At 34.2% G+C, this 14141-nt stretch carries 9 protein-coding genes, 2 tRNA genes and 2 rRNA genes (1 of these 13 running past the window's edge); all 13 read right to left on the reverse strand.

Annotated features, from left to right (window positions below):
• Positions 1-1153, reverse strand: a 23S ribosomal RNA gene (locus tag QM746_RS00735) (it extends 1628 nt beyond the left edge of the window).
• A gap of 150 nt (positions 1154-1303) precedes the next feature.
• Positions 1304-1377: transfer RNA gene (locus QM746_RS00740), tRNA-Ala, on the reverse strand.
• A gap of 93 nt (positions 1378-1470) precedes the next feature.
• Positions 1471-1544: transfer RNA gene (locus tag QM746_RS00745), tRNA-Ile, on the reverse strand.
• A 162-nt stretch (positions 1545-1706) separates the two neighbouring features.
• Positions 1707-3223: ribosomal RNA gene (locus tag QM746_RS00750) — 16S ribosomal RNA — on the reverse strand.
• The 16S and 23S rRNA genes sit together here with 2 tRNA genes alongside, the layout of an rRNA operon.
• Before the next feature lie 724 nt (positions 3224-3947).
• The gene (locus tag QM746_RS00755) at positions 3948-4622 is read right to left on the reverse strand and encodes a hypothetical protein (RefSeq protein WP_414982461.1); all 675 of its coding nucleotides are present in this window, start codon (positions 4620-4622) and stop codon (positions 3948-3950) included.
• A 4-nt stretch (positions 4623-4626) separates the two neighbouring features.
• Positions 4627-5493 (reverse strand): dTDP-4-dehydrorhamnose reductase, encoded by an 867-nt coding sequence (gene rfbD / locus QM746_RS00760; RefSeq protein ID WP_414982462.1) that lies wholly within the window; start codon positions 5491-5493, stop codon positions 4627-4629.
• A complete protein-coding gene (locus QM746_RS00765) occupies positions 5483-5974 on the reverse strand; it encodes an acyl-CoA thioesterase (protein WP_414982463.1) in 492 nt (163 codons plus the stop codon). Before QM746_RS00765 ends, rfbD begins: the two co-directional genes overlap by 11 nt.
• A gap of 109 nt (positions 5975-6083) precedes the next feature.
• Positions 6084-6584: an OmpH family outer membrane protein gene (locus tag QM746_RS00770; protein ID WP_414982464.1), complete on the reverse strand. Its 501-nt coding sequence runs from the start codon at positions 6582-6584 to the stop codon at positions 6084-6086.
• A 34-nt stretch (positions 6585-6618) separates the two neighbouring features.
• Positions 6619-7188: an OmpH family outer membrane protein gene (locus QM746_RS00775; RefSeq protein WP_414982465.1), complete on the reverse strand. Its 570-nt coding sequence runs from the start codon at positions 7186-7188 to the stop codon at positions 6619-6621.
• Between the two features lie 11 nt (positions 7189-7199).
• Complete coding sequence (gene bamA / locus QM746_RS00780) at positions 7200-9719, reverse strand: outer membrane protein assembly factor BamA (RefSeq protein WP_414982466.1); 2520 nt, start codon at positions 9717-9719, stop codon at positions 7200-7202.
• Between the two features lie 26 nt (positions 9720-9745).
• A complete protein-coding gene (locus tag QM746_RS00785) occupies positions 9746-10495 on the reverse strand; it encodes an isoprenyl transferase (RefSeq protein ID WP_414982467.1) in 750 nt (249 codons plus the stop codon).
• Between the two features lie 3 nt (positions 10496-10498).
• Positions 10499-11431 (reverse strand): DUF6089 family protein, encoded by a 933-nt coding sequence (locus QM746_RS00790; protein WP_414982468.1) that lies wholly within the window; start codon positions 11429-11431, stop codon positions 10499-10501.
• Positions 11432-11640: 209 nt separating this feature from the next.
• Positions 11641-14139, reverse strand: coding sequence for a polysaccharide biosynthesis tyrosine autokinase (locus tag QM746_RS00795; RefSeq protein WP_414982469.1), 2499 nt, complete (start codon positions 14137-14139; stop codon positions 11641-11643).
• Between the last annotated feature and the right edge of the window lie 2 nt (positions 14140-14141).

Genomic DNA, 14141 nt, shown 5'->3' on the forward strand with positions numbered 1-14141 from the left:
ATTACAAATCCATAGCTTCGGTAATATGTTTATGCCCGATTATTATCCATGCCGGACCGCTCGACTAGTGAGCTGTTACGCACTCTTTAAATGAATGGCTGCTTCCAAGCCAACATCCTAGCTGTCAATGCAGTCCAACCGCGTTGCTTCAACTTAACATATATTTGGGGACCTTAGCTGTTGGTCTGGGTTCTTTCCCTTTCGGACATGGACCTTAGCACCCATGCCCTCACTGCTGATCAACATTTATTAGCATTCGGAGTTTGTCAGGAATTGGTAGGCGATGAAACCCCCGCATCCAATCAGTAGCTCTACCTCTAATAAACTATAAATCAACGCTGCACCTAAATGCATTTCGGAGAGTACGAGCTATCTCCCAGTTTGATTGGCCTTTCACCCCTACCCACAGGTCATCCGAAGACTTTTCAACGTCAACCGGTTCGGTCCTCCACTCTGTGTTACCAGAGCTTCAACCTGCCCATGGGTAGATCACAAGGTTTCGCGTCTAATCCTACTAACTATCCGCCCTATTCAGACTCGCTTTCGCTTCGGCTCCGGACCTGAAGTCCTTAACCTCGCTAGTAAAATTAACTCGTAGGCTCATTATGCAAAAGGCACGCCGTCACACAATTAATGTGCTCCGACCGCTTGTAGGCGTACGGTTTCAGGTTCTATTTCACCCTTCTATTCGAAGTGCTTTTCACCTTTCCTTCACAGTACTTGTTCACTATCGGTCTTTCAGGAGTATTTAGCCTTGGAGGATGGTCCCCCCATATTCAGACAGGATTTCACGTGTCCCGCCCTACTCATTTATCATCTATGTATACCTTTCGAATACCGGGCTATCACCGTCTATGGCTGTTCTTTCCAGAACATTCTTCTAAATATATAAAGACTTTTGGGCTAATCCGCTTTCGCTCGCCACTACTTACGGAATCTCTTCGATTTCTTTTCCTCAGGGTACTTAGATGTTTCAGTTCTCCTGGTTTGCTCCTCCTAAGAGGTAATACATCTTCAATGTATTGGGTTGCCCCATTCGGATATCTACGGATCAATTCGTGTGTGCCAATCCCCGTAGCTTTTCGCAGCTTACCACGTCCTTCGTCGCCTCTGAAAGCCTAGGCATCCGCCATACGCCCTTAACGATTTCTTTCCTAATTTGCCGGCACTCGAAAGTGCTCGGTTATCTCTTTGTGATGTCTTTATCGTTTATGTCAATGATCTTTATTTCTTTTTATCAGTTTAATGAACGAATATTGTTTTTGGCTCTATCCGTAACTTTTAAATTAAACCTCTAAAACGGTGGAGAATAAGGGAGTCGAACCCTTGACCTCCTGCGTGCAAGGCAGGCGCTCTAGCCAGCTGAGCTAATTCCCCTCTAGTAGTTGCTAGTTTATAGTTGTTAGTTATTGGTGTTTAGCTTTCACTATTCCCTAATACCTAAATCATATTACCTAACTCCTTAATTAGTAGTCTCGGGCAGGCTCGAACTGCCGACCTCTACATTATCAGTGTAGCGCTCTAACCAGCTGAGCTACGAGACTTTTTTAATTATCAATTAATAATTGTTAATTATCTCTATCCCTTTACTAATTTCTAGTGGGTGTTGTATTTTTTATATAAACCAGTAAAAAAACCAAAGCGAACTTAAGTAAGTTCTTGTGTACTTTCGTACTTAATTTTGTTTTACGTCTAATGACGCTCTAAAATGAGATGTTCCAGCCGCACCTTCCGGTACGGCTACCTTGTTACGACTTAGCCCTAGTTACTAGTTTTACCCTAGGCAGCTCCTTTTACGGTCACCGACTTCAGGTACCCCCAGCTTCCATGGCTTGACGGGCGGTGTGTACAAGGCCCGGGAACGTATTCACCGCGCCATGGCTGATGCGCGATTACTAGCGATTCCAGCTTCATAGAGTCGAGTTGCAGACTCCAATCCGAACTGAGACCGGCTTTCGAGATTTGCATCACATCGCTGTGTAGCTGCCCTCTGTACCGGCCATTGTATTACGTGTGTGGCCCAAGACGTAAGGGCCGTGATGATTTGACGTCATCCCCACCTTCCTCTCTACTTGCGTAGGCAGTCTCACTAGAGTCCCCAACTGAATGATGGCAACTAGTGACAGGGGTTGCGCTCGTTGCAGGACTTAACCTAACACCTCACGGCACGAGCTGACGACAACCATGCAGCACCTTGAAAATTGTCCGAAGAAAGTTCTATTTCTAAAACTGTCAATTCCCATTTAAGTCTTGGTAAGGTTCCTCGCGTATCATCGAATTAAACCACATAATCCACCGCTTGTGCGGGCCCCCGTCAATTCCTTTGAGTTTCACTCTTGCGAGCGTACTCCCCAGGTGGCTAACTTATCACTTTCGCTTGGTCTCTGATACCGAAGTACCAAAAACGAGTTAGCATCGTTTACAGCGTGGACTACCAGGGTATCTAATCCTGTTCGCTACCCACGCTTTCGTCCCTCAGCGTCAGTTATATCTTGGTAACCTGCCTTCGCAATTGGTGTTCTAAGTAATATCTATGCATTTCACCGCTACACTACTTATTCCAGCTACCTCAAATATACTCAAGACTTACAGTATCAATGGCAGTTCTATCGTTAAGCGACAGGCTTTCACCACTGACTTATAAGTCCGCCTACGGACCCTTTAAACCCAATAAATCCGGATAACGCTTGCACCCTCCGTATTACCGCGGCTGCTGGCACGGAGTTAGCCGGTGCTTATTCGTATAGTACCTTCAGCTACCCTCACGAGGGTAGGTTTATCCCTATACAAAAGAAGTTTACAATCCATAGGACCTTAATCCTTCACGCGGGATGGCTGGTTCAGGCTTGCACCCATTGACCAATATTCCTCACTGCTGCCTCCCGTAGGAGTCTGGTCCGTGTCTCAGTACCAGTGTGGGGGATCACCCTCTCAGGCCCCCTAAAGATCATTGCCTTGGTGAGCCGTTACCTCACCAACTAGCTAATCTTGCGCGTGCCCATCTCTATCCACCGGAGTTTTCAATATCAATTGATGCCAATTAATATATTATAGAGTATTAATCTTCCTTTCGAAAGGCTATCCTCTAGATAAAGGCAGGTTGCACACGTGTTCCGCACCCGTACGCCGCTCTCTCTCTCCCGAAGAAGAAATACCGCTCGGCTTGCATGTGTTAGGCCTCCCGCTAGCGTTCATCCTGAGCCAGGATCAAACTCTCCATTGTATGTTTGTCTGACTCACTCAAAGTTGACTTCGCTTTGGTTCTTATTTTTTTACTTGGTTGTATATTGTATTTCAATGATCTCTTTTCTTTCGCTTCCACTCCTTAAGCATCTGTCTAGCTTCCTAAGTTTTGCGTGTGCAAAGGTAATTATTTATTTTTACCTGACCAAATCTTTTTTGAAGAAAAATTGTTTTTATTTCCAGAACCTTCAGTCTCACTATTTCTAAATTAGATTGACTTAAATTCGTCCCGTTAATTTCTATTACTACTTCTTCTCTCCCTTTTTGTTTGGGACTGCAAAGATAGTAACTTTTTCATTTCTGCCAAATCTTTTTTTAAAAATTTTAGCTGTCTGGTCTTGGCTTGTTTTCAATGTTTCTCTGCGCTACTCTTTCGTTTTGAGTGGTGCAAAAGTAGTCCCTTTTTTTCTCTAGTTCCAAATGAAATCTAGTGTTTTTTTTCAAATTATTTAATTTCTATTCTAACTCACTGATTAAAAGCATGAAAAATTTCATAATTTTTTATTATTATTTTTACGAATCATTCAAAACAAGCACTAAAAACAAATATAAAATTATCAAATCAATAAAATCAAGTTAAAATAAAAACCAAAACCCAACAAAAAGGACAAGAAAATACGCTGATTTAAATTAAAAAAAGCTTTGTCTCTGATGTAAAATCTTCGACAAAGCTTTAAAAACTTATAATTACGTAAAATAATTGCTCAATTTTCTTTATAAATTGTTATTAAAAAGTTAGCAAATGACTTTTCGAGACCAACAATATCTCCTGTTTTAAAATTAATTCCTGGGTTTGAAGGAGAATTTGCACTGACTTTTTTTCCAAAAATCTGAAAATATTGTTCTTGTTGCCCTTCTTTACCTTGAAGTTTGATTCTTGAACCTAAAAATTTTCCTACAGAAACATCGGTAATATCATTATTTGACAAATCAATTTTTATATAAGACCTTGTTAGTAGTTTTACCTTTTTATCATTAATTCTAACATCTACGTCTTTATTAGGATTTATAAGATAAACAGTGTTTTCGTTTTTCTGTATTTTAGAAGCATCCGCATCATATATATATAATGTATAATGATTAGGATTGAACTGAGTTTTACCATCTATACTTTCTGGCAATTTGAGATAATAACAATTCGCAGAAACAGATTTTGCTTTTTTGTAAATTTCTCCAAAAACTGCTACATCATTATTAGAAAAACCTGAAACTTCAATTTTACCAAGATAATGAGCCACTGTAGAATCTGGTTCTTTTTGCAAAGCATACAAAAATTTGTCTTTGTTGTTACCAATACTTTTTGCTTCCGTTAGATAAACCGTCTGCGAAAAACAGAAACTACTATATAATAATATATATATGTATAAAAATTTTCTCATGAGATTATGTACTTCTAAGTGTTTCCACACAATTTGCCAAACTTTCTTCCCAGTCTTTAGGTTGAATATTATATATATCTTGAATTTTTTCTAAATTCAAAGTACTATTCTTTGGTCTTTTGGCAGGTGTTGGATATTGCCAAGTTTCTAGTTTATTTAATTTGATATTTGAATGAGACAATTCTTTAATCTTATTTGCAAAATCGAACCACGAAATTTTTCCATAATTAGAAAAATTAAAAATTCCGGGAGTTATTCTCTCTGAACATACAATTTTCATAATGGCTTCAGCTAAATCATTTGCATTGGTTGGTTGACCGAATTGGTCCGCAACAATTCCTAATTCTTCTTTTGTTGAAAAAAGATTCAACATTGTTTTTACAAAATTTTTGCCAAACTCCGAATAAACCCAAGATGTTCTAAGAATAACGGTGCAGGGATTTATTTCTAAAGCCAATTCTTCGCCAGATAATTTAGAAGCACCATAAACACCAATTGGATTGGTGAAATCTTCCTCAGAATAAGGCAAATTGTTTTCACCATCAAAAACATAATCTGTAGAAACATGAATAAACTGAGCGTTATATTCTTTACAAGCTTCGGCTAAATTCTCCGTACCGTCTGCATTTATCAAAAACGCCTTTTCTACTTCACTTTCAGCCAAATCTACTGCTGTATAAGCTGCAGCATTAATACAAACTGAAGGTTCATTTTGCCAAAAAAAATGAAGAACAGCTTCTTTATCTGTAATATCTAATGAATTAGAATCAGTAAAAATAAATTCAAACTGAGGAAAATCTAAAGACAATTTTTGGAGACATTGTCCTAATTGTCCGTTTCCGCCTGTTACTAATATTTTCTTAGTTTCCATTTATTATTTTATTTTGCTTTCTGAAATGAAAAACTCTATCTTTAAATTCCTTCTCTTCTACTTCAATTAAATACTTATCAAAAAATGCTTTTTCATCTGGAGGAAGAACTTCAGATTGTCTTGTTCTCATATTGAAATAAATTACCGTAATCCAAAGAACTGCATTAATGGTTTTTTCGTCTTCGCTTTTCATTAGAATTTCAACTTTAGAAACTCTATCGCTCATTTCTATTGTTTTGCTGCTAATAATTACTTTGGTATTTGCTTTTACTTCTTTAAGATAAGCAATTTCATTTTGGATAGCAATCCAAACACAACCTGTTCTTTTAAGATATTCTTCGTAAGTAAATCCATAAAACTCTTCCACGTGATCTTCTCTCGCATTGAGCATATATTCTAAATACTTTACATTATTAAGATGCCCAATTGGGTCGCAATCGCTAAATCTTATTTTTACTGTTGTAGAAACTTCTTTATTCATACGTCAAATTATAAAACTATTATTGAAAACCATTTTAATAGATTTTCTATACAAAAATAAATAAAAAAACCACCTTGTGAAAGGTGGCTTGGTATATCTTAATAAAATATTAAAGACCTAATTCTTTTTTAATCGCTGCAGTAGCATCTGGGCCTGCTTTGTAGATAAGTCCGTTAGTAGCAGAATCAAAAACAAAATCCCAACCGTTAGCTTTAGCAGCTCTAGTGATTGCATCGTTTAATCTTTTTTCGATTGGTCCGTAAGCTGCTTCAGATTTTTCGTTAAAATCTTTTTGAGCTGCTTGTGACATTGCTTGAATTTGTTGTTGAGTTTTAGTTAATTCAGCTTCTTTAGCTTCTCTTTGAGGCTGAGTCATTTTTTCAGCAGCCGTTTTATATTTTTCAACATCTGCTTGCCATACTGTTGCTAGTTTTTCAATCTCAGCTTGTTTAGCTGTAGAAAAAGCTTTTAATTGCTCTTCTGCTTTTATTTTTTCTGGCATCATGTTTAATATAGCAGAAACATCAGCAGTAGCCACTTTTTGAGCTTTTGCAACTCCGAACGACATGAACATCACTACCGCTGCAAATAAAATGCTTAATTTTTTCATCTTTCCTAAAAATTTTAATTGTTTATTATTTTACTTATTTTTTATTCTTTGTTTTACTGTCTTTGCTTTTATCCTCTTTTGAAGCGGGAGTTTTAAGCAAATAATCTAAAACTTTGTCTGTATAATCGTATCTTTTGTCTAAAAAAATTACGCTTATGTTATTACTTTTATCAAGAACTATGCCCAAAGTATTTTTCTCTACAATTGTTTTAATGGCATTAAGAATTTGGTCTTGAAAAGGTTTTGCCAAATTGGCTCTAAATTTATTAATTTCTCCTTCTCCGCTGAACTTTTCAGCAATAAACTTTTGAATATTTTTTTCTAAAGTTTTCACTTCTGTTTCTTTCTGCTTAAGTTGTTCTCCTACGAGAAGAACTTTTTCATTTTCGAAAGAAGTTTTTTTGGTGTCATATTCTGCTTGCATTTTCTGCAATTGGTCTTCCCAACCTTTAATCTGAGCATCTAATCTAGATTGCGCTTCTGTATATTGAGGCAACTTGCTTAGAATATAATTGGTATCTATTACTCCAATTTTTTGTGCATTAGAATATGAGAATGCAAATATAACAATTATAAAAGAAATTAAAACTTTAAATATTTTCATAGTTTTTCAAATTACAAAGACTGATTCATTAAGAAGTGAGTATTCCATCCTGAAGGCTCGCTACCACCAATATATTTATCAAATCCATAAGCAAAATCGAAACCGATTAATCCAAATGCTCCCATATAAACTCTAACCCCAACACCTACAGATCTTTTTAACTGAAACGGATTAAAAGATGAAAAATTGCTCCATACATTTCCTGCTTCTGCAAAAGTTAATGCGAAAATCTTAGCCGTTTGGTTCATAGAGATTGGATATCTTAATTCTGCAGTGTATCTACTGTAGATAGTACCACCACCATAAGGTGTAATATCTGTAGAAGTTCCACCTTCTGTTGAAGCATTTTCATAACCTCTAAGTGGGATAAGTTCTCTACCATCAAATCTACCTCCAAACAAACCTGTACCACCAACGTAGAATCTTTCGAAAGGTGGTGCTCCTAATTCTTTTTTATAACCTTGCAAGAATCCCATTTCAGCACTGCTTCTTAAAACTAATTTACCTAGAACTTCGCTATAAGAATCTGCTTTTAATTTAACTTTGAAATATTCCATCCACTTGTATTTCTCTTGAGCTGTCATAGAAGAGTAATCTTTTTTCTGGAATAAAGAATATGGTGGTGTAAATTTTACAGACGCTTCAACGTTAGACCCTGTAGTTGGGAAAATTGGGTCGTAACCTGCAGAATTTCTACTTAAGCCTACGTTAAAACTAAAGTTATTTACATTGCCATTATATACTGTTGTTCCTCCAAATTGGAAAGGATAATTACTGAAATTATATCTTTGATAAGCAATACCTGTATATAAAGAAAAATAGTTATCTGGCCAATTCAACAATTTATTAAGACCAAGGCTTGCCGAGAAAATATTTAATTTCTGAGATGAGCCATACATATCTGTATAATTAACCGAAGAGTGATTTAAACCAACACTTAGAGCCGTAGGTCTTGTACCAAACAACCAAGGTTCTGTAAAAGATAAGCTGTAGTTTTTGAAATACTGACCAGCTTGAGCTTGAACTGATAATGTTTGTCCATCACCTTGAGGAACTGGTTTGAAATCTTTAAGTTTCAAGAAATTTCTTAGAGAGAAATTATTGAAAGTTAAACCTAAAGTTCCAATAAAAGAGCTACCACCATAACCAGCTTGCAACTGTACTTGTGAAGAACCTTTTTCTACTAATTTCCAATGGAGATCTACCGTATTGTCTTGAGGATTAGGCACTACATCTTGACCAACTTGTTGAGGATCAAAAAACTGCATCCCCGCTAAGTCAAAATAAGTTCTTTTAATATCTAATTTAGAGAATAAATTCCCTGGTTTAGTTCTAAGAGAACGAAGAATTACGTGGTCGTGAGTTGTAGTATTACCAGACCAAGTTATTCTATTCCAAGCTGCTTTTTCTCCTTCTTTAATTCTAATTTCAATATCTATAGAATCTCCTCTCACTGCTTTTTCTACAGGAACAACATTAGAGAACAGATATCCATTATTAAGATATAAAGATTTGATATCAGAATCATCTTCTTTACCTCCATCTTCTCCAACTTTTTTGTTAAATCCTACAGCATCATAGATTTCTCCTTTTCTATAACCTAATAATTTTTGTAAAACTTCTGTTGAATAAGAGGTATTCCCAATGAAGCTAATATCTCCGATATAATATTTTTTACCTTCATTCAATTTTACATTAATATTAAAACCTTTATCGTTTCTCCAAACAGAATCAGAAAGGATTCTTGCATCTCTAAAGCCTAAAGAGTTGTAATATTTAATTAAATTCACTTTATCTTCATCATATTTTTCTCTGATGAATTTTGAAGGTTTAAAAATACCTTTAAGGCTTAAGGTTTTTTGTTTGGTATCTTTGAAACCTTTTTTCTTAAGTTTTGCATCAGAAATTTGTTCGTTTCCTTCAAATTCTATTTTAGCAATTTTAATTTTTTTGCCTTTATCTACTTGTATTGTCCAGTCGATAAGATTAGGGTCATTAGCATTCACTTTATCTTGAATGGTAATTTTAGCATCTGCAAAACCTTTTTTCTTATATTCTTCGGGTATTTTAGTACTAAGAGTAGAGATAAGATTGTTGGTGATTTTTGTACCAGGCTTTAGACTATTGTCTTTAATAAGTTTCTCGTTTTTAGACTTACCAATTCCTTTTCCTTTGAACTTAACCTCACCAAGTTCCATTAAATCTTGAAGACGGAATTTCAGCACAACATTTTGTCCATCAATGTCTTCTACATAAACTTCTACCTCAGAGAAAGAATCTGATTCCCAAAGTTTTTTGATGGCATTGCTTACTTTTTGCCCAGGAATTTCTACCATTTCTCCTTTGCTAAGACCTGTAAATCTAAGAATCTGAGCCGGACTGAATTTCTTTACTCCATCTACAACAATATCCTTCAATACGTAGCTAGATTGCGGTTGGTTTTGAGTAGTAGTTTCTGAGGTAGTGGCAACTTGTGCCGAAACACTTACAGAAGTAAAAAATATTAAAATTGGGATGAAAATATATCTCATTGGTATAATTATTCTTTCTATGATTTTTAATTAATGATTTGTTCGCTGGTTTTCCCGAACCTTCTTTCTTTATTTTGATAATTTAATATACATTGGAATAAATCTTCCTCCGAAAAATCTGGCCAATATATGTCTAAAAATTGTAATTCTGCATAAGCTATCTGCCAAAGTAAAAAATTACTAATTCTAATTTCTCCACTTGTTCTTACTAATAAATCTACTGGAGGTATATTTTTAGTATAAAGATGGCTTTCTATTACTTTTTCATCTATTGCATCTATTGTTAGATTTCCGTCTTTCACTTCTTGTGCAATATGTTTTACTGCATTTAGAATTTCTCTTTGCGATCCATAACTAAGTGCTAAAACTAAATTAGTTTTAGAATTTCCTTTTGTTACTTCTACTACATTTAGCAGTTGTTCTTTTACCAAATCAGGAAGTTTGTCTATCTCACCAATTACGTGCATTCTTATTTCTTTAGACATTAATTCATCTGATTCTTTAATTAAGCTTTCAGACAAAAGAGTCATCAAGGCACTAACTTCGTCTTCTGGTCTATTCCAATTTTCTGTAGAAAAAGTATAAAGTGTAAGATAATCTACTTCTGCTTTAGCACAGGCTGCAATAGCATTTCTAACTGCTGATATTGCATTTTTGTGACCAAAAGTTCTCTCTTCTCCTCTAGATTTAGCCCACCTTCCGTTACCATCCATAATAATGGCAATATGTTTTGGCACGTTAGCTTTATCAATTTTATCTAGTAAATTTTCCTTCATTTTTTATTTGTCTTGGCAATAACAAGCAGGTCTTCCGAAAGAATAAGAAATTCCTAAAGATATTGTATTAACCCAATCTTTAGAATTTATATTTCCCACTTCTCTTGCTTTTAGATAATCTTCAACTCTTTGGTCAGATACCGTAAGATAAGGTTCTGTCTGTAATAGAGATTTTGTACTATTGGCAGATGCTAAAATATCTCTATTGTATGTTTTTTTAACATCACTATTATCCATCTTACTATAATCTATGGCATCTGTAAAAGTTGCTCGAAACATCAATTCGCCAAAGATTGCCCAATTGTAATTAAATTTATACTTCAAACCGACACCAAAAGGAATTGCCACCGAAAATTTAGTTGCACTTTTTCCATACGTGAAATTTGTTTTGAAATCTTCTTGACCATTTTCAATTAGTGCATCAGGAACAACATCCGTTTCTGGATTTATTGCCACGCCTCCTATTCTGTAAAAATCATTAACCGCAGTAATTTGAGTATTAGAGAAGAACAATCCTGAAAGTCCTCCAAAAATATAAGGACTCAACATGCTTCTTTGCTCATCATTTACTGGCAAAAAATTGTAATCAAAAATAGCAGAAAGCTCGTAAACTGAGTTGGTACCAGAATATCCTCTATTCTGTCTGTAATATTCTTGAGCATATTTATCATTAAACTGAACATGATTATATGCAAATCTAAATCTAAGAGATTGATAAGGATTAAAATTCATCCTATACATAAGTGCAGCATAAAAGGGCAATCCATCATTAGAAATATTGTTCATATTATTTGGAAAGGGATTAAGGTACTTGGATTTCCCTATATCTCCTACCAAATTACTTGTTCCTAACTGAATACCGATTTCGTGTCTTTGAGCGAATGCAAAAAGATTACCCATCAAAATGGCAAAAAATACTATTATGTTTCTCTTCATTGTTGCTGTTTGCTAATGATAACATTTCAGCTTATTACTAATGTGCAAATATAAAACATTTTTACATTAAGACTAATCTTAATGTTTAGTTAAATATTTCTGTAAAAAGCATAAAAAATTAATAAATTACTTATAGTAAAAACCCAATTTAATTCTAATTATTGTTTGCTCTACAAAAACGCTCCTTATTTGGTAAGGAGCAGTCTTTATTATGTATTAAAAATCTTTCTTATTTTGTTCCTAATTTTTATCAAAGTTGGCTCGTTATAATTTGCATCTTCTTCGAAGTAACCATAGCCGTATCCATAACCGTATCCATAGCCATAGCCATAGCCGTATCCATAACCTTTTTGAACCGAAAAGTCATTATAAATCATTCCTATATGCTGAATTTCTTTATTCTGATACTTCTCTGTAATCATTTTAAGCATATACTTTTCGGTATATTCGTGTCTCACTACATATACGTTTGCATCTGTATATTTCATTAACTCAAAAGAATCTGCTACCAAACCAATTGGCGGAGAGTCTATAATAATAAAATCATAGATTTTTTTCAATTCTTCGATAAATTTTCTATTTCTATCACTCATTAAAAGTTCCGAAGGATTTGGCGGAATTGGTCCCGATGTAGCTACATCCAAATGCGGAATAGAGGTTTTATTAATAATATCCTCAATTTCTACTTCGCCAGTAAGATAATTAGAAATTCCGTACTTATTGTTCACTTTAAAATCACCAAAAATCTTTGGCTTTCTTAAATCCATCCCCAACAAAATTGTTTTCTTACCACTTAATCCTAAAACCGAAGCAATATTTATAGAAACATACGTTTTACCTTCGCCTCCGATAGAAGAAGTAACCAAAATTACTTTGCTTTCTCCATCTTCATTATACAAAAATCTAAGATTAGCTCTAACGCCTCTAAATGCCTCTGAAACAGAAGATTTTGGTTGTTCTAAAACGGTTAAATTATTCTCGTGATTATTTTTTCCTACGACTCCTAAAAGTGGCAATCTTGTAGCATTCACCACTTCTTTTACTACCCTAATTTTATTATCTAATAACTCTACAATCAATAAAATGATAAAAGGGAAGAGAAGAAAGCCTCCCACCAAAGCATTTCTTATGAATGAAGTATTAGGAGCAATGGGACCTTGTCCGAGATTTTTAGCTTTATCAATTACAGAAATATCAGAAACATTGGTTTTCAACCTCATCTCGGCTTCCGAAAGTTTTGTTAAAAGCAAATTATACGTAGCTTCATTAATAGTATAACCTCTTTCTGCATCTAAATATTTTTGTTGTTTGTATGGTAAAGAACCTAATTCGGATTCTAAATTAGATATTTTACCATTAATTGTACCTAACTGAACATTGTAAACATCATAATATTTTCTCAATTGTCCGAACGAAGTACTTTTAGCTTCATTTATCAATCGATTTATTTCTTGTATAGGTTCTGATTTTGGAGTATATATTTTAGAAAGTTCAGCCTTTTGCTTATAAAGAGATTTAATTTCAGAAACTGAAGCATTAAACCCTCCATCCTCTACACCTGCAGTATTAATACTGATCACATTGTCAATATTATTACTCACAGAATTACGAATTGTATTTAAAGCATTAATTTTTGTGAGAATTTCAGCTTTTTTTTCTTCTAAAGATTTCACTTCGGAAAAAGTTCCTTCCACATCTCCCTTTCCATCTAACATTCTTTCCTGCATTTTTACTGAATTCAAAGCTGCAGAGCTAGAATCTAATTTTATTTTAGCTTTTTCTAAATTTTCTTTTATAAATCCTACTGTATTTCTATCTACAATAGAATTATCAATTCTCCGTTTCTCTATTAAAGCCTTAATGCTTTCATTCAAAAAACTGACAGTATTATTTAGATTATACCCTTTTTTAGTTATAATCATAAAAGAATTAATTTCGCTATCAAAATCTACTGAAAGGCTAGAATTTATATCATTTACAGTTTGATCTATCGTACTTAAATTTACTACCACATTATCTACTTCCACCTCCCGAGGGAAAACATTCTTAACAAGTTTGAATTTCAAAAAAGGAGTATCATACCATTCATTTATAGAAATAGTTTTATTTGGAAATCTATTAATAGAAGGCGTCTTTTTATAACTCTCTGTTTTATAATCATATAATGAATTTACACCAAACCCCTCTGGCAATGTAACTTCGTATCTATCACCAGACTTCGGAATTAAAGTAATTGGAATATTTACAGACTGAAGATGGTTTTTATCTACGATAAAATAGACGGGAGAATCATTCTTGTCTAAATATGTGCTTTTTAATCTACCTTTGGTTGAATAATTAACAAACAGATCCAACTCTTGTGCAAGAAATTCATTATGAGTTCTAGACATTAACAATTTTTTCAAAAATAATCCTTCTGTGTTTCCATTTTGCCCCCAAATAAAATTGATAGATTGATTTGGAGTAAAATAACTTGCTGAATTATTAGATATACTTATCACTGTACTAGAGGCATAAACTCTTTGTGCATAGTATTTATTATAAACATAAGAGATAAAAAAACCAAAAATACCAAGCATTAAAAACCAATACCAATTCTTGAGCAATCTTCTAATAAAATGCTCAACATTAAAAAAATCAAAAGAATTATTTTTTTCTTTATCTTCCTGTTTCTCTTTTCTATTGTTTGTTTTGTCCTCTGGTATCATTT

It is taken from the genome of Cloacibacterium sp. (assembly GCF_047601505.1).
Taxonomy (GTDB): Bacteria; Bacteroidota; Bacteroidia; order Flavobacteriales; family Weeksellaceae; genus Cloacibacterium.